The 24,143-nt window shown below is 41.3% G+C and carries 21 protein-coding genes; 12 read left to right on the forward strand and 9 right to left on the reverse strand.

Annotation, left to right across the window (positions count from 1 at the left end):
• Positions 1–163: 163 nt before the first annotated feature.
• The gene (locus tag GYM62_RS19925) at positions 164–862 is read right to left on the reverse strand and encodes an SDR family oxidoreductase (RefSeq protein ID WP_339816463.1); all 699 of its coding nucleotides are present in this window, start codon (positions 860–862) and stop codon (positions 164–166) included.
• Positions 863–990: 128 nt separating this feature from the next.
• On the opposite strand from GYM62_RS19925, the gene GYM62_RS19930 reads away from it, so the two are divergent.
• Together GYM62_RS19930 and GYM62_RS19935 are read left to right on the forward strand one after the other, a co-directional pair.
• Entirely contained in the window at positions 991–2,277 is a 1,287-nt protein-coding gene (locus GYM62_RS19930) for an amidohydrolase (RefSeq protein WP_219957697.1), read from the forward strand.
• A gap of 369 nt (positions 2,278–2,646) precedes the next feature.
• A complete protein-coding gene (locus tag GYM62_RS19935) occupies positions 2,647–3,936 on the forward strand; it encodes an amidohydrolase (RefSeq protein ID WP_219957698.1) in 1,290 nt (429 codons plus the stop codon).
• Between the two features lie 140 nt (positions 3,937–4,076).
• Here GYM62_RS19935 and GYM62_RS19940 read toward each other — a convergent pair whose 3' ends face one another.
• Genes GYM62_RS19940 through GYM62_RS19950 form a run of 3 tightly spaced genes read right to left on the reverse strand, consistent with a single transcriptional unit; the run spans position 4,077 to position 7,909 of the window.
• Positions 4,077–4,811: an MIP/aquaporin family protein gene (locus GYM62_RS19940; protein WP_219957699.1), complete on the reverse strand. Its 735-nt coding sequence runs from the start codon at positions 4,809–4,811 to the stop codon at positions 4,077–4,079.
• Between the two features lie 3 nt (positions 4,812–4,814).
• Complete coding sequence (glpK, locus tag GYM62_RS19945) at positions 4,815–6,314, reverse strand: glycerol kinase GlpK (protein ID WP_219957700.1); 1,500 nt, start codon at positions 6,312–6,314, stop codon at positions 4,815–4,817.
• Between the two features lie 29 nt (positions 6,315–6,343).
• The gene (locus GYM62_RS19950; protein ID WP_219957701.1) at positions 6,344–7,909 is read right to left on the reverse strand and encodes a glycerol-3-phosphate dehydrogenase/oxidase; all 1,566 of its coding nucleotides are present in this window, start codon (positions 7,907–7,909) and stop codon (positions 6,344–6,346) included.
• A gap of 112 nt (positions 7,910–8,021) precedes the next feature.
• Between GYM62_RS19950 and GYM62_RS19955 the strand changes: the two genes are divergently transcribed.
• Positions 8,022–8,783: a DeoR/GlpR family DNA-binding transcription regulator gene (locus GYM62_RS19955; protein ID WP_219957702.1), complete on the forward strand. Its 762-nt coding sequence runs from the start codon at positions 8,022–8,024 to the stop codon at positions 8,781–8,783.
• Here the strand turns inward: GYM62_RS19955 and GYM62_RS19960 are convergent.
• Positions 8,780–9,280, reverse strand: a complete 501-nt coding sequence (locus GYM62_RS19960; RefSeq protein WP_219957703.1) for a histidine phosphatase family protein — start codon at positions 9,278–9,280, stop codon at positions 8,780–8,782. The genes GYM62_RS19955 and GYM62_RS19960 overlap by 4 nt on opposite strands.
• Before the next feature lie 812 nt (positions 9,281–10,092).
• A complete protein-coding gene (locus GYM62_RS19965) occupies positions 10,093–10,827 on the reverse strand; it encodes an RluA family pseudouridine synthase (RefSeq protein WP_219957704.1) in 735 nt (244 codons plus the stop codon).
• Between the two features lie 107 nt (positions 10,828–10,934).
• Between GYM62_RS19965 and GYM62_RS19970 the strand changes: the two genes are divergently transcribed.
• Positions 10,935–12,119 (forward strand): hypothetical protein, encoded by a 1,185-nt coding sequence (locus GYM62_RS19970; protein WP_219957705.1) that lies wholly within the window; start codon positions 10,935–10,937, stop codon positions 12,117–12,119.
• 1 nt (position 12,120) lies between these two features.
• On the opposite strand, the gene GYM62_RS19975 is transcribed toward GYM62_RS19970, so the two are convergent.
• Genes GYM62_RS19975 through GYM62_RS19985 form a run of 3 tightly spaced genes read right to left on the reverse strand, consistent with a single transcriptional unit; the run spans position 12,121 to position 15,014 of the window.
• The gene (locus GYM62_RS19975) at positions 12,121–13,092 is read right to left on the reverse strand and encodes a YpdA family putative bacillithiol disulfide reductase (RefSeq protein WP_219957706.1); all 972 of its coding nucleotides are present in this window, start codon (positions 13,090–13,092) and stop codon (positions 12,121–12,123) included.
• A 5-nt stretch (positions 13,093–13,097) separates the two neighbouring features.
• Positions 13,098–13,856: an NRDE family protein gene (locus tag GYM62_RS19980; protein ID WP_219957707.1), complete on the reverse strand. Its 759-nt coding sequence runs from the start codon at positions 13,854–13,856 to the stop codon at positions 13,098–13,100.
• A gap of 48 nt (positions 13,857–13,904) precedes the next feature.
• Complete coding sequence (locus GYM62_RS19985) at positions 13,905–15,014, reverse strand: alkene reductase (RefSeq protein ID WP_219957708.1); 1,110 nt, start codon at positions 15,012–15,014, stop codon at positions 13,905–13,907.
• 110 nt (positions 15,015–15,124) lie between these two features.
• On the opposite strand from GYM62_RS19985, the gene GYM62_RS19990 reads away from it, so the two are divergent.
• From GYM62_RS19990 to GYM62_RS20025, 8 genes are all read left to right on the forward strand, one after another.
• A complete protein-coding gene (locus GYM62_RS19990; RefSeq protein WP_219957709.1) occupies positions 15,125–15,925 on the forward strand; it encodes an SDR family oxidoreductase in 801 nt (266 codons plus the stop codon).
• Positions 15,926–16,035: 110 nt separating this feature from the next.
• Positions 16,036–16,410, forward strand: a complete 375-nt coding sequence (locus GYM62_RS19995) for a BlaI/MecI/CopY family transcriptional regulator (protein ID WP_091651166.1) — start codon at positions 16,036–16,038, stop codon at positions 16,408–16,410.
• Positions 16,407–18,404: a M56 family metallopeptidase gene (locus GYM62_RS20000; RefSeq protein ID WP_219957710.1), complete on the forward strand. Its 1,998-nt coding sequence runs from the start codon at positions 16,407–16,409 to the stop codon at positions 18,402–18,404. The genes GYM62_RS19995 and GYM62_RS20000 overlap by 4 nt, the downstream gene beginning before the upstream one ends.
• Positions 18,405–18,840: 436 nt before the next feature.
• The gene (mraZ, locus tag GYM62_RS20005; RefSeq protein WP_219957711.1) at positions 18,841–19,275 is read left to right on the forward strand and encodes a division/cell wall cluster transcriptional repressor MraZ; all 435 of its coding nucleotides are present in this window, start codon (positions 18,841–18,843) and stop codon (positions 19,273–19,275) included.
• Between the two features lie 4 nt (positions 19,276–19,279).
• The gene (gene rsmH / locus GYM62_RS20010) at positions 19,280–20,191 is read left to right on the forward strand and encodes a 16S rRNA (cytosine(1402)-N(4))-methyltransferase RsmH (protein ID WP_219957712.1); all 912 of its coding nucleotides are present in this window, start codon (positions 19,280–19,282) and stop codon (positions 20,189–20,191) included.
• Positions 20,188–20,574 carry an FtsL-like putative cell division protein gene (locus GYM62_RS20015; RefSeq protein ID WP_091651155.1) on the forward strand — a complete coding sequence of 129 codons (387 nt, stop codon included), beginning with the start codon at positions 20,188–20,190 and terminating at the stop codon, positions 20,572–20,574. Before rsmH ends, GYM62_RS20015 begins: the two co-directional genes overlap by 4 nt.
• Positions 20,571–22,679: a penicillin-binding protein gene (locus GYM62_RS20020; protein ID WP_219957713.1), complete on the forward strand. Its 2,109-nt coding sequence runs from the start codon at positions 20,571–20,573 to the stop codon at positions 22,677–22,679. Before GYM62_RS20015 ends, GYM62_RS20020 begins: the two co-directional genes overlap by 4 nt.
• Positions 22,676–24,142 (forward strand): UDP-N-acetylmuramoyl-L-alanyl-D-glutamate--2,6-diaminopimelate ligase, encoded by a 1,467-nt coding sequence (locus GYM62_RS20025; protein WP_219957714.1) that lies wholly within the window; start codon positions 22,676–22,678, stop codon positions 24,140–24,142. The genes GYM62_RS20020 and GYM62_RS20025 overlap by 4 nt, the downstream gene beginning before the upstream one ends.
• Position 24,143: the final 1 nt, after the last annotated feature.

Here is a 24,143-nt window from a genome sequence, read left to right on the forward strand (position 1 = left end):
AGACCAACCGGGAGTTCACCCGCATGGCATGGGCAAAAACCCGGTTGAGAAGGTCTAGGACAAAAATAGTTATTGCCTGTGGAAAGGCAAGTATTTAAGTACTCAGTTTTTGATAGCTGCCTTTAGTCAAGTCTTTTCAGACTTCTGATTTTAGATTTCAGACTTACTTCTTACCCTTAGGTCTCAAAGGTCTACATTCCACATCCACTACAAAGTAATTTGGATGCGTTTCCAAAGTCTGAACAATGGTAGTCGCCACATCTATAGGGCGCATCATATTTTCGTGGGCTTGCATGCCTGGAATGTCATCAAAGAAATTGGTTTGAATGGAACCAGGGTAGATGGTTGATACTTTGATGCCAAAGTCACGTAACTCCATGTACAAGGAATGTGAAATTCCTCTTACGGCGTGTTTGGTGCCCACATATCCGGCAAATTGATTTACACCATTCAGTCCTGCAATAGAAGCTACATTCAGAATATGCCCTTCATCTGCCACTTTCATGCCAGGGATTACTCTCTTGGTAGTATAGAAAATACCGTGGACGTTGGTATCAAACATTGCTTTCCAATCTTCTGAAGAAAAAGACTCAGTTGCTCCAGCTATACCAAAGCCGGCATTGTTGACCAAAATGCGAATGTCAGTCCCTAATTTTTGAGTAGTAGCCTGAAAAGCCTTTTCAACACTTTCTTCCTGAGAAACGTCGCATGTGAAAAAGTGAAAGTTTGGATGCTCGAGTTTAGGCTGATTTCTACTCCAACCTGCTACAGTCACTCCTTTTTCCAATAATAATTTAACAAGTTCAAGACCGATGCCCTTGCTGACACCGGTGACAATGGCGGTTTTATTTTTTAATTCCATAGAAAAGCTTTTTAATAAAAAGCAGATTGGATGGAATTGGTTCGGTAGTAAGGTATTTTTTCCTGCTGTTTCTTTATAAAAATCAGAAATATCTAACTTGCTTTTCTTTTACAAACCCCAATCATATTATGAAAAAACTGATAATTCCCTTTGTTCTGCTAAGCGGGATGGCTTTTGGCCAAACAAAACTTCGGCCTGCTATAGATAAAAAAGCTGCCGAAATTGAGTCCAAGGTTATTGAATGGAGAAGAGATATTCACCAAAATCCCGAACTCGGGAATCAAGAGGTTAGAACTGCTAAAAAAATTGCTGATCATCTGAGGTCTTTAGGAATAGAAGTAACTGAAGGAGTGGCCGTGACTGGAGTAGTAGGATATTTGAAAGGAGGGAAGCCAGGACCTACTGTTGCACTTCGTGCTGATATGGATGCCTTACCGGTAACCGAGCGAGTTGACCTACCTTTTAAATCCACAAAAACGGCTATTTACAATGGTCAGGAAACTGGTGTGATGCATGCATGCGGGCATGATACCCACGTCGCTATTTTAATGGGCGTTGCAGAAATCCTGGCAGGTATGAAAGACCAATTACAGGGTAATGTAAAATTTATTTTCCAACCTGCTGAAGAGGGAATATATGAGCCAGGAGTGTCTACCTGGGGTGCAAAACAAATGGTAGAGCAAGGAGTGATGAAAGATGTGGATGCTGTTTTCGGTCTGCATATTTCAGCCCAAACTGAAGTGGGTAAAATAGGCTATAGATCAGGACCTGCACAAGCTGCGGTTGATAATTTGGAGATCATCGTTCACGGTACCCAAGCCCATGGTGCTTCTCCTTGGTCAGGAGTGGATCCTATTGTGACTTCCTCCCAGATTGTGACAGGTTTGCAGACCATTCTTTCCAGAAGCGTCAATATCACAGAAAATCCGGCTGTGGTAACAGTAGGCGCTATTCATGGAGGCATTCGACATAATATCATTCCTGAAAAAGTGGAGATGATTGGAACCATACGAACTTTTGGAGAAGAGCAGCAGGCGCTAGTTCATAAAAGAATTACTGAGATTGCTACCAATATTGCCGAAAGTGCCGGTGCCAGAGCAGAAGTAAATATTCAAAAACTATATCCATCCACTGTGAATGACCCTAATCTCACCAGCAAAATGGTGGCTACTTTAGAAGCTGCTGCAGGGAAAGAGAATGTGAGGGTTAATCCACCTGTAACCGGGGCTGAGGATTTCAGCTTTTACCAGAGGGAAAAACCAGGGCTATTTATCGGTTTGGGAGGAATGAAAAAAGGAGGAGATCCTACCAAAACACCTTCTCATCATACACCTGATTTTTACATAGACGAGAGCGGATTTATTTTAGGTTTGAGGGTGATGAGTTATTTCGTAGTGGACTATATGAATAAGTAGTGTGAATATTTTTTCTGATTTTCCGCAGTCTTCTCAGTTGCTATATTTTCTTTGCTTGACCGATTGGATACTTCGACTTCGCTCAGCACAGGAGACCGAAGACCGAAGCTTCGGATTCTGATCTTTTTTGCTGAGAATAAGCCGTATTTCCATCTTACTGGAAGAACCGGATATATATAACATTTAAAAGAACCCAGGTTTTAATAAGGCTTGGGTCTTTTATTTTTCCTTCAGGTGATACTGGATTTTGTATATTTAAAATCCATTGAAAATTAATTACACATGAAATGCCCATGAGAATAAATCTCATGCTGGAGGAATTATTATCCTGTGCATTTCATGTGACCTTTAAAATCAAACTATAGACACATGAAACGATTAATACTTCCCTTCTTATTGCTTTCCACTACCGCTTTTTCACAATCGAACTTGAAGCCTGCCATTGATAAAAAAGCGACTTCCATAGAGTCAAAAGTAATCGAGTGGAGAAGGGATTTTCATAAATATCCGGAATTGGGAAATCAGGAATTCCGAACAGCCAAAGTCATTGCCGAACATCTTCGATCTTTGGGAATGGAGGTCACAGAGAATGTGGCAGTAACTGGCGTGGTGGGTGTTCTTAAAGGAGGGAAGCCGGGTCCTATGGTAGCTTTAAGAGCAGATATGGATGCACTTCCAGTGACCGAGAGAAATGACTTGCTATTCAAATCGGTGAATACAGCTACTTACAATGGACAGGAAACAGGTGTAATGCATGCCTGTGGGCATGATTCCCATATGGCGATTTTGATGGGAGTAGCTGAAGTGATGGCAAGTATGAAAGATCAATTAAAAGGGTCTGTAAAGTTTATTTTTCAGCCTGCGGAAGAAGGAGTTTATGATGCGGATATTGCAGGTGCCGAACTCATGGTAAAAGAGGGAGTGATGGAAGATGTAGACGCCATTTTTGGATTGCATATTTGGGCTCAAATTGAGGCAGGTAAAATTGGATACCGATCCGGTCCATTTATGGCTGCTGTTGACAATTTGAATGTGACCATTACGGGGACCCAAGCGCATGGAGCATCACCTTGGTCTAGTGTTGACCCTATTGTAACTTCAGCACAGGCTATTATGGGTTTGCAAACCATTTTATCAAGAAATGTAAATATTACCGAAAATCCTGCTGTAGTTACAGTGGGCGCTATTCATGGTGGAATCCGTCATAATATCATCCCAGAAAAAGTGGAAATGATTGGTACGATCCGAACTTTCGGAGATGAACAACAAGCTTTGGTTCATCGAAGAATTACAGAAATCATCACCAATATTGCAGAAAGTGCAGGGGCTAAAGCCGATGTAAATATTGGTAAGCTTTATCCTTCAACCGTGAATCCACCTGAGTTGACTGCGAAAGTGCTGCCCTCAGTAGAATCAGCAGCAGGTAAAGGGAATGTGATTGCAATGCCTCCGGTAACAGGAGCTGAAGATTTCAGCTTTTTTCAAAGAGAGAAGCCTGGTTTCTTTTTCTTTTTGGGAGGTATGAAAAAAGGCGGAGATCCTTTGATTACGCCTTCTCATCATACACCGGACTTTTTTATAGATGAAAGCGGATTTCTTTTGGGAGTCAGAACGCTTAGCTATTTGACGGTGGATTATATGGAGATGAATAAGAAGTAATCTTGAATATCTGAAGTTTGGCTGTTCATTTGGTCAGAGTTCAAGAGTTCACCGTTCAGTTAGTCTTCGGTCAAAAGCTCCATTTTCCGAAATCATCATACTAAACGACCGTAAATCTGAACTCTCAAATCGTAAACAATTTAGCTTCCAACCAAAAAATAAAGCCCGGCTGCCAATGCTGCTCCGGCAATAGGACCTAAGATTGGAACCCAGGCATAGCTCCAATCAGAGCTGCCTTTTCCATGGATTGGTAATAGCTGATGTACTATTCTAGGACCTAAATCCCGGGCAGGGTTGATTGCATAGCCTGTTGTTCCTCCTAAAGACATGCCAATCACCCATACTAGAAATGCCACAGGGAGCGCTCCTACAGAACCTAATCCAATCGGAGTTTGATCAGCGTCTTCGATTTTTGCTCCTGTAATGTAGAGGATGACAAAAATTAGCACGAAGGTTCCTATAACTTCCGAAATAAAGTTGTTTTTCAAATTTCGAATAGCAGGGCTGGTTCCAAATGGGGCCGCAATTTCTCCCGGATCTTTGGTCACTTTGAAGTGGTCGACATGCATGAGCCATGAAAAGAATGCACCTAATCCTGCGCCTAATACCTGAGAGCCAATATATCCTGGAGCCATAGCCCAATCAAATTTTCCAGCTAAAGCTAGACCGACAGTGACCGCCGGATTGAGATGTGCTCCACTATATGGTCCCGCAACCACCACTCCCGTAAATACTGCCAGAGCCCAAGCCGTGGTAATGACCAGCCAGCCTGAGTTATGTCCTTTGGTTTGTGGTAAAACCACATTGGCAACTACTCCAGAGCCTAATAAAAGCAAGAGGCCTGTGCCTATAATTTCTGCAACGTATGGATTCATATGCTATTCTACCCAGTTTTTTGATCTTTCGACCGCTTTGTGCCAAAAATGTAGAAATTTTTCCCGTTTTTCTTTTTCCATATCGGGCTGAAAGCTTTTATCTGTTTTCCAAAGTTCCTGAATTTCTTTTCGGTCTTTCCAGAATCCGATCGCTAATCCGGCCAAAAATGCTGCTCCAATAGCTGTTGTTTCGATGATTTCCGGTCTTTTGATTTCGCACTCCAAAAGATCCGATTGAAACTGCATCAAAAAATTATTGGCAGTTGCTCCTCCGTCTACCCGGAGTTCTTTGGTCTTTTCTCCGGCATCCTTTTCCATTGCTTTCAGCACATCATATACCTGATAAGCGATGGCTTCCAAGGCAGCTCTGGTAAAATGCGCAATTGTTGTTCCCCGCGTAATCCCGAAGAAAGCTCCTCTGGCATTTTGATCCCAGTGAGGCGCTCCCAAACCGGCCAAAGCTGGTACAAAATAAACGCCGTCATTATCCTCTAAACTTAGGGCAAGCTTTTCAGTTTCTTTAGCGTTTCCAAAAAGCTCTATCCCATCTCTTAACCATTGAATTGCTGCACCTCCTATAAACACGGATCCTTCCAGTGCATAATTGATTTCATCTCCGATTTTCCACGCTACTGTGGTTAGCAATTTGTTTTTTGAGCTCACAGCCTCCTTACCAGTATTCATGACTAAGAAGCAGCCGGTGCCATAAGTGGTTTTCGCCATTCCCGGCTCTGTGCAAAGTTGCCCGAAAAGTGCGGCCTGCTGATCTCCTGCAATGCCCGCGATGGGGATTTTACTGCTCAAAACATCACCTGCTGTTTCGCAATACACCTCAGAGCAGGATTTTACCTCAGGAAGCATGGACTTGGGAATGTTAAATAGTTCCAGTAATTCATCATCCCAGTTTTGCTCATGGATATTATACAACATGGTCCGGCTGGCATTGGTGATGTCTGTAATATGACAATTCCCTTTGGTGAGTTTCCAAATAATCCAAGAATCTACGGTTCCGAAGGCTAGTTCTCCAGCTTCAGCTTTTTCTCTTGCTCCCTCTACATTCTCTAAAATCCAACGAATTTTGGTGGCTGAAAAATAAGAATCAATGATTAATCCTGTTTTGGAAACAATCATTTCTGAATGACCCTGATCTTTCAATTCATTGCAATAGGCGGAAGTTCTTCTGTCTTGCCAAACAATAGCATTGTAAAGCGCTTTTCCTGTTTTTCTATCCCAAACGATGGTGGTTTCACGCTGATTGGTAATGCCTATGGCTGCTACTTGGTCGATGCCAATGCTTTTGTTGACCACAGATTCAATCATCACAGAGGACTGTGATTTCCATATTTCTTCAGGATCATGTTCTACCCAGCCTTGTTTGGGGAAATGTTGTTTGAATTCCTTTTGTGCAACAGAAACGATTTGCCCTTTTTTGTCAAAAATGATCGCTCGGGAACTGGTGGTTCCCTGATCAAGGGCCATGATGTAGGGTTTGTTTTGGGTCATTGTCTGGATTTATGTTAAAAAGAAAAATTCTAAGCTTTAATTAAATACTTTTCGGCGACTTTCTTAAATGCAATTAACTCTTCCTGTATCCAATTTTCATCTTTTTGAAGCTCTTTGGCCATGAGTCGAGCTACTTTCTCAGCAGAGTCCAAGGCGGCCTGAGCATCCAAAATGAGCATTCGAATTCTTCTGGATAAAACATCTTCTACTCTGACTGCCATTTCATTTTTGACAGCCCAAAGAACCTCAGCCATCAGGTTTGGAAAATCAGTATGGATTTTTTCAGAAAGCGCGGGATCGCTTTTTGCCAGCCCTTTTATTTCTTTGGCATCTGAGCCATACACTGACCAGTGACCTTCCGGCACGCGTTCGGTATAGCCATGAAGTTTCATTTCAAAGGATTGGCTCGGCACTAATAATTCACCTGAGATTTCAGGAAAATGTTCGACTGTATCTTCTCCCATTTTCCGGTAGGTAGTCCATTTTCCACCCGTGAGTGTCACGAGCTTACTTTCTGAAACGATCACCTTATGGCTTCTTGATATTTCCTTGGTTTTGGTACTGCCTTCTTTAGGTCTTGCTAATGGTCGCAATCCTGCGAAAACAGCTTTTACGTCTTTTCTACTTGGGGCTTTAGTCAGATAGCCCGCTGCTGTTTCTAACACAAAGTCAATTTCCTTTTCCAAAGCTTCGGGTTCTAGTTTGGCTTTTTCACGAAGTGTATCTGTGGTGCCTACTACCAGTTTTCCATGCCATGGAACTGCAAAAAGTACTCTTCCATCTTTGGTTTTGGGGATCATCAGTGCGTCCTTTCCGCCCAGAAAATCCATATCCATAACCAAGTGAATGCCCTGACTAGGTTGGATCATTTTAGGGGATCCTGGCTGGTCCATTTGTAGAATTTTGTCAGCAAAAACTCCCGTGGCATTGACCACCATTTTAGCCTGAAGGGTGTAATTGGTACCGTCCAATTCATCCTTGACTTTCAAACCCGTAATTTTTCCATTTTCATTTTTGATCAGATCTTTGACGGATGCATAATTGAGAATGCAGGCTCCGGCATCATCTGCAGTTTGCGCTATGGCCAAGGCTAGTCTGGCATCATCAAACTGTCCATCGTGGTAAACCACTCCTCCTTTCAGTCCTTTTTGTTTGACTGCAGGTAGGCGTCTGATGGTTTCTTCCTTTGATATGAATTTACTCTTACCCAATCTTAGTGAACCTGCCATCCAGTCGTAGATCTTTAAACCCACGCTGTATTGAACTCTGTCAAACCAAGTGTAGATGGGAATAATAAAAGGCTGGTTTTCTGTCAGGTGAGGTGCGTTTTGCAAAAGTTTACCCCTTTCCTTCAGGGCTTCCAACACCAAGCCTATATCGCCTTGGGCTAAGTAGCGAACTCCTCCATGCACCAGTTTGGTGCTTCTACTAGAGGTTCCTTTTGCAAAATCAGCTTTTTCCAACAATACCACGGTCAAACCTCTGGATATGGCGTCTAATGCCACTCCCAAACCGGATGACCCTCCTCCAATCACAGCAATATCCCAAATTCTGGAAGTATCAGAAATTTGCTTAATGTTTTCTTCTCTATTCATTTGTCAGTAAAAATAACTCAAAAAGAAATAAAAAGAAACTAAAAGAAAGTAAAAAATAGATTTTTACTCCATTTTGCTTTCTTTTACTTAATTTAGTCAAAATTCATTGGATATGACACAGGCAGAGCGACATCGTTTTATTTTGGAGGAATTAGACAAGGCTGGATTTGTGACAGTGTCAGATCTAGCGAAGGCTATGGATGTCACTATGGTAACTGTCCGAAAGGATCTAAAAGTCTTGGAGGATAAGGGGCTATTGTATCGATCCCATGGCAGTGCAACTTCGGTTTCTCCTTATGTTTCTGACCGCTCTGTTCAGGTAAAAAAGTTGGAGCAGGTGGAGGAGAAGTCCAAGATTGCTGAGAAGGCCTTAGCCTACATTGAGGATCAGGAAGCAATCATCATTGGCTCTGGCACCACGGTGGTCGCTTTAGCCCAGGCTATTCCCAGAAATAAACCCTTGACTGTTCTTACTGCAGCGATGAATGTGACTTTAGCCCTGATGGACATGCAGGATGTAGAGTTAGTTCAGCTAGGTGGGGTTGTCAGAAAAAGTAGTAGCTCTGTAGTGGGACATTATGCAGAAGAAATGCTTCAGAGTTTTGCTTGCAGCAAACTTTTTTTGAGTGTGGATGGCATTAGTTTGGAACATGGCTTGACGACCTCCAATATGATGGAGGCTCATTTAAATGCTCAGATGATCCAGTCTGTTCAGAAAACAATAATTTTGGCAGACAGCCGGAAGTTTGGCAGAAAAGGCTTTGGAAAAATCTGCGAATTGGAGGATATAGATGTAATAATTACTGATTCCGGTATACCCGAAATCTACCGTGAAAAGCTGGAGGAAAAGGGGATTGAATTGGTGGTGGTTTAATAATCCTTGTAGAGCTTCCTTAATACCGCCGAACCATCTTTGCTAAGTTTGACTTCATAGATGAAATTATATTCATCTTCGGTAAGGTCATTGAATTTTTCTCCTTCACCGATAAAGTAATTGGCCAAACGACTGACGGTGTTACTATGTCCTACAACCAGTACATTTCCCTCCAATTCATGGAGTTTATCGACCAACTCATCATGGTTGGAAGGTTCATAGGATTGAATTTCTACACCGGCTTGTTCAGCAGTTGGCTGTGCAGTGAGTTGAGTTCTTTTATAATTAGTACTGAATATGTGTTTAATTTCCTGGTCTTTCAGGATTTGAGCAAGCTTTTTAGCCCGGATATACCCTACCTGAGCTAATTCCGGATCCGGATCCTGAACCAGTTGTTTTTCTGCGTGACGAACAATATAGATTGTCTTTTCTTTCTTCTCGGATTTACAAGAAATCATCAGAAAACAGATTAAAAGAAGTCCTATCAAAGCTTTCATAGTATTCAAGTTAGAAAAATATTTTCAAAAAGGTATTTTCCAAATAAGCCTTCGGCGAAATACCTCTCCCGCAAAGTAGCAAAGAGAGGAAGAGTATTTTATTCAACCTCAATCCCGTAGGGATTTAAGCTAGGTAGAAAAAGGTTTATCGCCTTTCTTTCATTCCGTAGGAATGATACTTTCCTCTTCTTTATCCCTTTGCAACTTTGCCACTTCGCGGGAGAAAAAAGGATATTTCAAGATATGCCTGCGGAAGATAGGGATCGAAATACAGTGGAAATACAATAGAAATACGCCTTCGGCGAAATAGCTCTCCCGCAAAGTAGCAAAGAGACGAAGAGTATTTTATTCAACCTCAATCCCGAAGGGATTTGAGCTCGGTAGTAAAAGGCTTATCTTCTTCTTTTCATTCCGTAGGAATGGAACTTTTTTTCTCTTTATCTCTTTACATCTTTTCCTCTTCTCGGGAGATAAAAAGATATTTCAAGATATGCCTGCGGCAAGATACGGGTCAAATCCCCCTTTGGAAACGTAAACCCATTTAAGGACTTAAACTTTAACAAAGGGGGCAAGGGGGATTTTATTGAAGATTTAATGGAAATACGCCTTCGGCGAAATAAATCTCCCGCAAAGTGGCCAAGAGTGGAAGAGTATTTTATTCAACCTCAATCCCGTAGGGATTTAAGCTGGGTAGAAAAAGGTTTATCGCCTTTTTTCCATTCAATAGGAATGGAATTTTCTTTCTCTCAATCCCTTTGCAACTTTGCCTCTTCGCGGGAGCTTAAAAAACATCATCGTTGCTAACCAATTAATCAACCAGAGAACGTATTGTCCAGATGCTGATCTTTAGCTTTAACTTCTTCAAACTCATAAAACTGCTCCCAGAATTCATTTTCCGGTAAAGCGGCTCTGAGGTATAGCTTCTCTTTTTTGATTGGGTGAACAAAGACTAAATTGAAAGCATGAAGGTTGATGCTGGCATCAGGGTTGGGCTTCGCAAATCCATACTTCAAATCTCCACGGATCGGGCAACCCAAAGAAGCTAATTGAACACGTATCTGATGAGGACGCCCTGAGATAGGCCTCACTTCTATCAGCCAGTGATCATTCAGTTTGCCTAAAGTTTTATAATTCAGTTCAGCTTTTTGGGACCCTGGAACTTCACGCTCATGCGCAGTGACCACATTTTTTTGCTCGTCCTTAGTAAGCCAATGGGTGAGCTTACCCATCTCTTCTCTTGGTCGCTTTTTGACGATTGCCCAATAGACTTTATGAATATCTCTTTTTCTAAAAAGCTCCATCATACGTTCCAAACCTTTGCTGGTTCGGGCAAAAGCCACCAATCCACTTACCGGTCTGTCCAAGCGATGGATGGGATGTAAAAAAACTGCTCCGGGCTTATTGTATTTTTCTGCAATATAATCCTTGCAGTAATCAGTCAGGGTTTTGTCACCTGTCTTATCTCCTTGCACTAAAACTCCCGCAGCTTTATTTACAATCAAAAGGTGGTTGTCCTCATAGACAACGTTGAATGGCTTCTTTTTCATAGATTCCACAAAGGTAGGCAATTTGTAATTAGTTCTGGTTTTCTATCAAGCATGTCTTGATTTTTAGTTGATTCTCTTTATACTAGCACTTTAATTTTAATTGTATAATGAAATCTCTACTGTTTATTCCAGTTCTTTTTTTGATTTTTTGCTGTTCACCAACAAGCAATAAAGAAAACCAAAGCATAAATGGGAAAGCTATTTCTTTGGTTGCAGAAGACTCTACTGTTGTCAAAGACATCTTAGCTAGCACCTTTATATTTCAGGATGGAGATCAGAAGCATTTGATCTTCCGTGATGCACCGGCGTCCACTATTTATGTTTTTGATCGGGAAAGTGGAAAGCTGGAATATAAGTGGACTAAAACAGGAGATGTACCGGGAGCCTTTTCGATGGCTACAAAGAATCTAAATCTTACAAATTCAGGTGAACTTGTTTTAATTGATATTAATCAGGGTTTAAGAGTTTTTACAAAAGATGGAGAATTGATCAATGGAGCAAGTCCAGTCGCCAATCAATGGAGTTTTGGAGGCCCGTTTAATCTTTTTCGAAACACCGATTTGGTCAATATCGAAGGAGAAAATTTCATTCTATATTCCTTAGATAAATTAGAAGCTGAGCGAGAATATAATCCAGCTTATCTTCAGAATCGAAATAATCTGGTCTTAACAAATCTAGAAACCGGAGCACATCGTTTTATTTTACAATTCCCAGAGAGTTCCAAATTTCTGAATGGGAAAATTTATCCTTTCGAAGATTTTAGACCAAACTTCGTTGTAGATGAATCTGCAAATAAGCTTTTTGTAATTTTTCAAAATGAACCTATTCTTTATACCTATTTATGGAATGATGGAAATCCGAAATTTCAATCCGCTAAACGAATTGAGCTGCCAGGTTTCGAAGAAAATGAAGGCTGGGAGCCAGGTTCTATTCAAATGGCTCAGATCACCGATCAAGTGAACGAGCCATTTCCTGCCAGAATTCAGGCTTTGGAAAAGGTAGAAGGAGGGTTTTTGTTAAGCTACAGTACCAAGCCTACAGATAAAGACAATTATACCAGATATAAAAATAAGGAGATTACCAAGGATTCGTTCGCTCAAATCATCGAGGAGACAAGGCGAAAAACAGTGTTTATGGATATGAAAGGTCAAATATTTTCTGTTGATTTTCCAGAAATGCATTACGAAAGCTTTCAAATTATTGGGGATAAAATCCACTGGATGAAAAAACCAATTCCAGGAGAAGAATCAGAAAAGTTTACTGTATTCTGGGGCACTCTGAAAATTGAATAAATCAATTTAATTTTTTCGCGATATCTGCCATAATCGATTCAGCATGTACAATGGAATTTTCGATGAAAAACTCCCGTGTATTCAATCCGCCGCAGACTACTCCGGCCAAATATACGCCCGATACATTTGACTCTTGATTGGCTTGGTCATAGCAGGGTTGGCGCTTATCGTCCAGTGATAATTCCACTCCTAACTGATCCAAGAGGGCAAAATTAGGTTTATAGCCTGTCATCGCCAATACAAAGTCATTGGCAATCGTGACGTCTCCCTCAGGAGTTGAGATGGTGACTTCTTTTTCTTTGATCTCCTTCACCTTGGACCGGGTAAATGCACGAATACTTCCCTCTTTTATCCGGTTCATGATATCTGGGCGCACCCAATATTTCACATTGTCATCTACTTCATCACCAAGTAAAACCATACTTACTTCAGCACCTTTTCTCCAAGTTTCCAAAGCGGCATCGACTGCTGAGTTAGCTCCTCCAACCACCAGTATTTTCTGTCCTATGAAAGGCCATGGCTCCTTATAATAGTGCATCACTTTGGGCAATTCCTCACCGGGAACATTCATCAGATTTGGCAAATCATAAAAACCTGTGGCCAATACGATTTTCCGGGTTTGGTAAATTCCCTTGGAAGTAGTGATCTGGAAATGGTCTCCAGGTCTTTCCAATTTTTCTACCCCCTCATACAAATTGACATTGAGTTTGAAGTGAAAAAATATCCTCCTGTAATATTCCAAGGCTTCAGTTCGGGTAGGCTTATTTTCTACCGACATAAAAGGGATACCTGCCATTTCCAATCGGTCGGAAGTAGAAAAAAAGCGCATATTGATCGGATAATTATAAATGGAGTTCGTCAGAGCTCCTTTTTCCAAAATCAAATAGTCTAAGTCATGCTTCTGGGCTTCCACCCCACAGGCTAATCCAATGGGGCCTCCCCCAACTATAATTACATCAAAAATTTTATTCATATACTTTAATAGGTCTGAATTTGTGCTGAAGCATCCTTGAATTTACTCTCGTCCCAATCGAAAGTCCTTTCTTGAATGGAAATAAGGTTGTTTTTGTTCCATAAAACCGAACTTGCAGAGCGAGTTCCGTAATTGCCGTTAGCTCTGATAAGTTGTGCTGACAAAGCAATTTCTAAGTCTTTGGGAGCTCCTGTATCAGGTAATTTCTCCAAAGCATAAGTTTGCTTGGACTTTAGGATTTGAAGGAGCTTGCTGTTGCTTGGATCCTGTTCGAGGGTTTCCTTCAGTTGCTTTTTTGCCAACTCAGTTTTGGGCCAAGGGTCATTGAGCAAGCCATTACTCAATCCATGAATTCCGGGTTCGACTTCTTGGATTCCATTCCCAAAATTACTAAAGTAGAAAAGCTCTTTTCCGTCCGAAACCAAGAGATTGAATCCCTCATAACGATTTTTTTCCTTTTCGATTTCTTTCAAATAATCTTTGGGAGAAATGCTGTCTTCCAGGAAATCTTGTACCAGTTTTCCTCTTGAAATTTCCCCATAGCCCATTTTCCTGAAATCCCGATAATTCGTCAAAAAAGACCAACGGCCGTTTAAATGAAACCCCATCCACGTACCTCCACCTCTCAGATCTTTTCCAGCAATAAAGTCACTTTCCCAGAGTTGCAAAGGGGCTGTGGGTCTTTCAAAAAACTCATCCCGATTGGCTGAGATTACCAAGGGATATTCGCTATGATTTTGCCAGGAGAATGCTACCAAACACATATTTAAATATAAAGCGAAAGGCCGGATAAACCGGCCTCTCTAGGTGAATTAACCAACTTTTGACTCTTTCAAGCTTGGATAATCTGTGTAACCTTTCTCTCCGGGAGTGTAAAATGTGTCCTGATCCCAGTCCTGCAAAGGCGCACCTTCCGCAAATCTCTCAGGCAAGTCAGGATTAGAAATAAATGGTTTACCAAATGCCACAGCATCGGCTAATCCTTCCTCAATCACTTTATTTCCACTTTCTTGATCAAAATTATTATTGATCACCAAAGTACCCTTATATATCGGTCTGTATCGCTTTGCGATGTTTGACTCCAAATAAGAGATCTCTGATACATCGGTGAAAGGCTCTGATAGGTGTAGATACGATAAGTTGTAATCGTTTAGCCTATTGACTATGTAATCAAATGTTGGAATTGTCTCTTCATCTGCCTCCATTCCAAAAGCTCCATGCAAGGAAGGGTTCAGTCTTACACCAATTCTGTTTTCAGGCATCACTTCCTTAATGGCGTCAATGACCTCAAATAGAATTTTTGCCCTGTTTTCTATGCTTCCACCATACTCATCAGTTCGCTGGTTGGAAGAGTTGTTGAAAAATTGGTGAAGCAAATAGCCGTTGGAAGAGTGGATTTCTACTCCATCAAAGCCTGCCTCCATGGCATTCTTTGCTCCATTTTTAAAATCTTGGATAGTTTGTTTGATATCTTCCAAAGTCATTTCCTTTGGAGTGACAGTCTCCTTGAATCCCTCTGGAGTATAAGACTTGGAGTTAGGGTTGATCGCAGATGGGGCATGTGGTAATTCCCCATTATGAAAATCAGGGTGAGAAATTCTTCCTACGTGCCATAACTGGATGAAAATATGACCTCCTTTGGCATGAACTGCCTCGGTTACTTTTTTCCAACCTTCCACTTGCGCTTTGGAGTGAATACCCGGGGTATTAACATATCCCACCGCTTTTTTAGAGATTTGGGAACCTTCAGTGATAATTAATCCAGAGGAAGCTCTTTGTTCGTAGTATTTTACATGAATATCAAAAGGAGCATTCTCCTCATTGTTAGCTCTACTTCTGGTCATTGGAGCCATCCAAACTCTATTGGAAAGTTTCATGCCTCCAACCTCTACAGGTTGTAAAAGTGCTTGCTTAGTACTCATAAAGAATAATTGGTTTAGTTCTAAAATTGAATGTCTATACAACTAACTAGTCTTAATGAAAGTTCACGATTCAAAAAATTGATTATCTTAAAAGCCTGATCACCCCAACAATGAACCCTACCTTACTGATAATTACCGGTGCTGCAAGTGGTATCGGTTTGGAGCTGGCGAGTTATTTTGCCAAGCTTTCCACTAATCTGATTTTGATTGATACCGATGAAAAAACTTTGAAAGAGTCTTTTCAGGAAAATGAACAAATCAGTTTGATCGCAGCAGATATCACTCAAGAAGACACTTGGAACAAAGCTATTGATCTTGCGAAAGGACGATTCACTCCCATATCTCACCTTATTAATTGTGCAGGTGTAATCCAGCCTGGATTTTTGCTGAATTATAAAATCAGCGACATTGGCTATCACTTAGATATCAATACAAAAGGTAGCATCTTAGGCACTACTCTGATTGCGAGGGAAATGAAAAATCAGGAGTTTGGGCATATTATCAATATTTCCTCTCTGGCAGGAATAGCACCTGTTGCAGGGCTTTCATTATATACAGCTTCCAAATTTGCGATTCGAGGTTTTTCACTTGCTGTGGCGGCAGAATTGGAAGAGTATGGTGTCGAAGTTTCAGTTGTCTGTCCTGATTTAGTCCGAACCCCCATGCTGGAAACGCAACTAAATTATCCGAAAGAATCAGTTTTGAGCTTCAGCGGTCCGGAAAAAGTACTGACTCCTGTTGATGTTCGCGAGGCTATCGTCCAATTAATAAAAAAGCCAAAACGGATGATTTGTATTCCGGAACGAAGAGGATTGCTGGCCAAAATAGCCGGAACTTGGCCGGGATTGGGTGAATTTTTTCGGGCTGGTCTGGAGAGAAAAGGTGAAAAGGCCTTGTCTAGACTAAAATAATGTATTGAAGGTAAATTTTTTAACAGATTTTAATACGATTCTTATCGTACTTTTTTTGATAATACGACACTTTTCGTAAACTTTGTACGAAGACAATCGTATAGACTCACATGAATAAACCAACAGAAGCAGAATTGGAGATCTTATCTATCCTTTGGAAGATGGGAGAAGCAAGTGTACGACAGGTACATGAAAAGTTGGCGGAGACCAAAGATACTGGGTATACTACCACTTTAAAGATTATGCAGATCATGCATGCGAAAGGAATGCTTTCTCGAAATGAGCAAAGTAGAACTCATATCTATAGTCCTTTGACCAATCAAAAAGAAACGCAAAAATCACTTTTGAAAAATTTGATGAGCACCGCTTTTGGGGGCTCGAGCAAATCCTTGGTGATTCAGGCATTGGGAGAAGAAAACCCTTCCCAAGAAGAATTGAATGAGATCCGAAACTTTTTAGACCAACTTGAAAATAAAAAATCATGAATCTATTGAATGATTGGATTCCGGAAAATCTCCTGCAGGCCTTGGGCTGGACCTTGGTCCATTCCATCTGGCAGCTGATATTAATTAGCGCTTTTCTATGGATAGCCTTGAAGCTATTTTCCAAGAAATCCCCGGAATTCAAATACAAATTTGCAGTGGCTGCCTTAGGCATGAGTTTGATAGTTACATTCGCTACACTTTGGTACGAGTTTTCCGTTCTCCCAGCAATTGGAAGTAAGCTAACTACCAGCTCAGAACTGATCTTTTTTCAACTATCAGGAGGAATTGCAGAGTCTAATCTTTCTTGGATCGAGTCGTCTATTTTATGGATAGAGTCCCAAATTCCCTTATTCGTCAACTTTTGGTTTTTTGGTTCTATACTCTTCTTGATGAGACTTTTTACCAGTCTTTCGGAGATTAGGAGATTAAGAAAAACTAGTATTAACACTGAGGATTATACCCTGCTTGCTGCTGTTGAAAAAGTGAGAAAAAGATTGGGGATCAATAGAAATGTGAGTTTAAGGATCACCCAAAATAGCCTTTCTCCGTTGACCTTTGGGATTTTCAAGCCTATGATTCTGATACCTGCTGGATTAATATTTCATCTTAGTCCAAGCCAGTTGGAGGCAATTATTGCACACGAACTGGCCCATATCAAAAGGTATGATTACCTCACCAACTTGATGCAGTCTATGATGGAGGTATTCTTTTTTTACCATCCATGTTTCTGGTGGATGAATCAGACTGTTAAAGAACTGAGAGAAAATGCAGCCGATGATTTGGCAGTGTCGACGGGGGTGGAGCCCAAGGAACTCGCTTATAGTTTGGCCGAAGTATTAAATTTTAAACAACAAAACGCACCGGAATTGGCTATGACAGCCAGTAAAAGAAGGAATCCAACCCTTCATAGAATTAAAAGAATGATGGGATTTCCAGCCCAGATTTATCCACAAAACCCTATTATTTCACTACCCATGCTACTAACCCTATTATTAAGTGCGGGACTGATGGCAAGTGCCCAGCAGGATTCTCCGCTAAACACAGAAAGAGAAGAACCAAATGTGTATCTAGAAAACCCGGATTTGGGTGATTTCATCCCAAAAAGTGAGCTTAAGCCTACTTGGACAAAGGCAGATACCAGTAAAAAGGAGGAAACCAAAAAAGTAATAAAAGTCGAAGGTGAAGAGCCTATGATTTGGGAGTCAGAAGGTAATACTTTTATTCTGAAAGGCCAGGGATCTAATAGTTTCCGGTATCAAATTAAAGGGGATACTTTGATTTCAAATGGGGACACTATTATTATGAAAGGGAAGACATCCATGATATTCAAAAATGGACCTTCCTTAAGTCCAGCTCCTAAGCTTGACATGATGGTAGCCCCTGAATTCTCAGAAAACTTTATGGTAATGGCTGTTCCTGAATTTCCTAAAGAGATGATGCCTCCTATGGTATTCGACATGGAAATCATGGAGAGCATGCCGCCTATGCCCAACATGCCTTTGAAAGGGTTTAATATGCCTCCGATGCCTCCAATGCACTTGTCTGATACCTCAGAAATGTCCGGAGAAGAGAGAGAAAAGTGGGTAAAAGAATGGGAAGCAAAGGCTGAGCTTTGGGCTAAAAAAGCAGAGGAATCAATGAAGGAGTTTGAACCTAAGCTCAAAGAATGGCAAAAGAAAATGGAGGAATGGCAAAAGTCTCAGGAGCCAAGAATGAAGGAGTTTGAGCAACAAATGAAAGCTTGGGAAAAAGAAAATGAACCGAGGGTAAAAGCTTGGGAGGAAAAAATGAAAGCTTGGGAAAAGGAACAAGAGCCAAAGCTCAAGGAGTTTGAAGCCAAGATGAAAGAATGGGAGAAATCTCAACAACCCAAAATCGAGGAGTTTCAAAGAAAAATGGAAGAATGGCAGAAAGAAAATGCCAAGAAAATGGAGGAGTTTAGAAAGGCTATCGAAGCTGAATTCAAAAAAACTAAGGAAGATTCCAAAAAATAAAATTGTGTGTTGATAATCTAAAAAGGCCCGGTTGACTGACCGGGTTTTTTTGTGGAGTCTATTTTTTTTGCCTAAAGGAAAAATATATTTTTTCTTAAAGGAGTCTTTAAAAATCTGATTGGCATGAATTTTTATGGGAAAATGCCCCACTTTTTTTACTAAAACTGACAAGATCTTGGGTGTTGATTACTTATTCTGTTCAAAAATGTTCGATTTTTGCTCATTTTGAGGATTTTTTAAACGTCATGAAATCATCCTTAAAGCGCTGAATACCAGTAAAAAAATCTGATAAATTTTTTGATAAATATTGGCTTGGATCAAACTTTTGGCTACTTTTAAGTTAAAGTGGGAAAAAGTGGGGGAAAGTGGTAGAATGTGAAAAGCATTTTATTACTTTTGTCTTTACTACAAACTCGTCTTAAAGCGCTAAGAAGAAATGTTCAACAGTCAATATGAATGTAAGCTGGATCCGAAAGGTCGTCTGGTCTTGCCCTCCAAGATTAAAGGGGCGATTCCGGAGGCTAACGGTACTACGCTAATGCTTCGCATGGCTGAAGACAAATGTCTTGCACTTTATCCAATGGTCGAGTTCAAAAAATTGGAGAACCAGATCAAAGCATTATCCATCAACAATCCTGAGCAGCGTATGCTTCAAAGGACATTTTTCATCACAAGTGTGGAAGTGGAACTGGATAATGCCGGTAGACTTTTGATCCCCAAGCTTTACCAAACCTACGCTGGGTTAGAGAAAGATGTGGTAGTCGTAGGGATGGGAAGCAGGATTGAAATCTGGAATCCACAAAATTATCTGAATAATATCATCGAAGATCCGGCGGACTTGTCCAGCCTGATGGAAAAGTATCTCTCCTGAAGCTATGACTGAGTCTGTGTACCATATTCCAGTGATGCTCGCCCAATGCACTGAAGGCTTGGCTATTGACCCCAACGGCATCTATGTAGATGTGACTTTTGGAGGCGGTGGTCATTCGAGAGAAATTCTCAAGCATTTGGACAAAGGTCATTTGTATGGTTTCGATCAAGATCAGGATGCTGAAGCGAATATTCCGGCTGACCCTAAGTTTACTTTCATTCAGGCCAACTTCAGAGATATCAAAAAATACCTTCGCCTATATGGGGTGAAGAAAGTAGATGGAATCCTCGCAGACCTCGGAATCTCTTCTCATCAAATCGATGAACCTAGTCGTGGTTTTTCTACCCGATTCAAAGGTGACTTGGATATGAGGATGAATCAGTCAGCGCCACTGTCTGCCAAAGAAGTGCTGAATACTTATGATGAAAGTAAGCTGCATAAGATTTTCGGAATCTACGGAGAGGTGAAAAATGCAAAAACGCTTGCTCAGGCAGTAGTAGCTGAAAGAGCACAGCAAGCATTTGAAACGACGGAAGGCTTCACAGCTTTTCTCAAAAAATATGCGCCTCGAGGAAAGGAATTCAAATATTTCGCTCAGGTATTTCAGGCTTTGAGAATTGAAGTGAATGATGAGATGGGGGCCTTGGAAGAGATGCTGATGAGCGCCGTTGAGCTGTTGAAGCCGGAGGGTCGATTGGTCGTGATGAGTTACCACAGCCTGGAGGATAGGTTAGTTAAAAACCTGATCCAAAAGGGAAAATTTCAGGGTGAGTTGGAAAAGGACTTTTATGGAAATCCCATGAGGCCTTTGGAGCCGGTGAGTAGAGGAGCAGTAGTAGCTGATGAAAAGGAAATAGCAGCTAATCCAAGAGCTAGAAGTGCGAAGCTCAGGGTAGCTAAAAAGACAGGAAAATGAGTCAGAACACCTTTAGAAAGAAGTTGAAGTCTGGAAATAAGCCGAAGTCATCCGGCTCAGGAAAGACTATTTTCTCCTGGATAGAGGAAAAGCTGGATGTGACAAAAATTCTTGGAGAAGGAGTTCCGGTACAGCTGGTTCCTCCTGTAGGATTTATTGTGATGCTGGCACTTATATATATATGGAGTAATCACCGGGCTGAAAATATGGTCCGAAAAATAGAAAAAGCACAGCAGGAAGTGGAGGATCTGAGAGCAGATGTCACAACGCTTGAGGCGGAATATATGCTCAGTTCCATGCAATCAGAGCTGGCTAAAAAAGTAGAGTCTCAAGGTATAATTGAATTAGAACAACCTCCTATCAAAATAGAAGTCAAGAAGTGAATATCAAGCGATCCATAGTGCTAAGAGTGAGGGTGGTTTTCATCCTGATTGCGCTTGCGACAGCAGCGATACCGCTTCGTATTGCCAAAATTCAGTTTGAGGAAGGAGATAAATGGAGAGAAAAGGCAGAGACTATCAATTTTCAATACAGAGAAGTACCGGCAACAAGAGGTAATATCTACGCCGGCGATGGCAGTCTTTTGGCTACTAGCCTTCCTTTTTATAGAGTTGCTATGGATCCGACAATTGCCAAGTCAGACCGCTATAATGCGGGAATCGATTCTTTGGCCAAAATGCTTTCAGCTTTTTATAAAGACAGATCTGCAACTGCATATAAGCGCATGATCACGGATGCCCGTAGGGACAATAAAAGATATCTGGTCTTGAATCGAAAGCAGATAGGGTATCAGGATATGCAAAAAATGTCCAACTGGCCGATTTTCCGTGATGGGCGATTAGGCGGCGGCGTTTTGTTTGAAAAAGTAGAAAAGCGATACAGACCATTCAATGAGTTGGCCAGCAGAACTGTCGGCTTTTTGAATGAAAATGAATACGGGGCTGGAATCGAATATAGCTTCAATGAGTATTTGAAAGGCCAGGACGGAAAAGCATTGTTTCAGCGGTTAGCTGGTGGCAGTTGGAAGCCTGTTTTTGACGCAGAAGATATCAAGCCTGAAGATGGATATGATGTGATTACCACTTTGGATGTCAATATTCAGGATGTGGCCGAAACTGCTTTGCTAAAGCAACTTATAGAAAGGGAAGCAGCTTTTGGATCCGTGATTGTCATGGAAGTGAAAACCGGGCAAATCAAAGCAATTGCCAATCTTCAAAGAAACAAAAACGGCAAGGGCTACGGAGAAAACTACAACTTCGCCATAGGAGATCAAGGCAATACCGAGCCGGGATCTACTTTCAAGCTACTTTCCATGCTGGCACTTTTGGAAGAAAATAAAGTGAGCTTGAATCAATCTATAGAGACTGGAAATGGTGCTCATAGATTTTATGACCGAACCATGCGAGATGCAAAAAATGGAGGATTTGGCACTATCACTATTCGTGAGGCTTTTGAGAAATCTTCTAATGTGGCTATCTCCAAATTAGTGGATATGCACTTTGGATCCAGTCCTTCCAAATTTTTATCCTATGTGGAAAAGGTTGGAATCAATCAGCCTTTTGGTTTCCAGTTGGCTGGGGAAGGCAAGCCTTTTTTTAAAAAGCCTGGCAGCAAACAGTGGTACGGAACTTCTCTTCCTTGGATTTCTATCGGATATGAGATAAAGCTTAACCCTCTTCATACGCTTGCTTTATATAATGCGGTGGCGAATGGTGGCGAAATGGTCAAGCCTTATATCGTGCAGGCAGTGATCAAAGGAAATAGAATTGAAAAAGAATATCAGCCGGAAGTGCTTCGGAAAAGAATTGCATCTGAAAAAACCATCAAGCAACTGCAAGAGCTTTTGCAGGGAGTAGTGGAAAACGGAACAGCTAAGAATATTTCCAATGCCGATTACAAAATAGCAGGTAAGACGGGTACCGCTCAGAAATTAATCAACGGTCGCTATACCCAGAAATACTACACCAGCTTTGCAGGATATTTCCCGGCAGAAAAGCCAAAGTACTCCATGATTGTAGTAATCGATAGCCCAAATGGATTTGCAGCTTACGGGGGAGATGTTTCAGCACCGGTTTTTAAAGAAATAGCAGACAGGATTTATGCTTTGGATATAGAGTTGAATCCAACGGGACCTTCTCAAATATTACGTGCCGAAGCCTCCACTTCCACTTTGCCATTTGTAAAAGCAGGAAAAGCAGAGGAAGTGCATCAGATCTTGGAGCAATTGGGAGTAAAAGCCAATGCTGTTCAGGCTGATGATTGGGTAAAAGTAGTCGCTCAGGATAATAGAGTAGGCTGGAAAATTAATGATACCGAAAAGGCAATGGTCCCTGATGTTTCAGGTCTGTCCTTGAGGGATGCCCTTTTCATTTTGGAAAACAAGGGCTTGAAAGTGAATTACAGCGGAAAAGGCTTGGTACAAGAGCAATCTCTAGAACCAGGAACCAAGCTTCTACCGAATACAACCATAAATCTGGTGTTGGGATGAAGAAAGTGCTAAAAGACATATTATATAAAGTATCATTGATCGCCACTACCGGAGATATGGAAGTGAAGGTTAAGGATATTGTCTTTGATAGTAGAAAAGTAAGTTCAGGTTCGGCCTTTGTAGCTATTGCCGGAACTCAAGTAGATGGACATGAGTACATCAATGCTGCTCTTGAAAAAGGGGTAAAGGTCATTGTTTGTGAAAATCTTCCGGAAAATCTTTCAGAGGGAATTACCTGGGTTCAAGTTCAGAATTCTGCGAAAGCTCTGGGGATCATGGCCTCTAATTTTTATGACAATCCTTCTCACCAGATTAAGGTAGTTGCGATTACCGGAACTAATGGGAAAACCACCACGGCAACCCTTTTGCATCAGCTATTTATTTCAATGGGATATAGCACTGGCTTATTATCCACTGTTGAAAATAAGATCAACGAGGACGTTATTCCTGCTACACATACCACACCGGATGCGGTTAGTGTGCAGGCTTTGCTTCGCAAAATGGCTAATGCCGGTTGTACCCATTGCTTTATGGAAGCCAGCTCTCATGCTATTGTTCAGGAAAGAATTGCAGGGCTGAAGCTAATTGGTGCAGTATTTACCAATATCAGCCACGATCATTTGGATTACCATAAAACCTTTGACGAATACATCAAAGCCAAGAAAAAGCTTTTCGATGATTTGCCAAAGGATGCTTTTGCACTTGTCAACAGCGACGATAAAAGAGGTATGGTGATGCTTCAAAACTGCAAAGCAACGCATCAAACTTTTGCTTTGAAGTCTGATGCTGATTTCAAGGCAAAAATCATTTCCAACACGCTGGAAGGCCTGGAATTAGACATCAATGGGAAACAGGTTTGGTTCCGATTGATTGGGGCTTTCAATGCTTATAACCTTTTGGGTGTACTTGGAACAGCTGTATTACTAGGAGAGGATGAGGATGAAGTGATGACTTCATTGTCCGCCATTAAGGGAGCCAAAGGCAGGTTTGATCAGATTTCCATAGCGGGAATTACAGCGATTGTAGACTATGCGCATACTCCGGATGCTTTGGAAAATGTACTCAAAACCATCAATGGAGTGAGAGGCGGAGGTGAGCAGTTGATCACTGTGGTAGGCTGTGGAGGCAACCGTGACACAACCAAAAGACCTGTGATGGCAAAAATTGCTGTTCAGGAGAGTGATAAAGTGATTTTGACTTCGGATAATCCCCGATTTGAAGAGCCAGAGGCGATTCTGAAAGATATGCAAGCGGGAATTGGTCCCACTGATCTACGAAAAACTTTGACCATCACAGACAGAAGAGAAGCTATCCGGACGGCTTGTATGCTATCCAAGTCAGGCGATATTATTCTGATTGCTGGGAAAGGACATGAGGATTACCAGGAAATTCAAGGTGTGAAGCACCATTTTGATGATAAAGAGGTGGTAAGTGAAATCTTAAATGAACTGAAACAAAACTAAG

The sequence above is a fragment of the Algoriphagus sp. NBT04N3 genome, assembly GCF_019443765.1.
Taxonomy (GTDB): Bacteria; Bacteroidota; Bacteroidia; order Cytophagales; family Cyclobacteriaceae; genus Algoriphagus; species Algoriphagus ornithinivorans.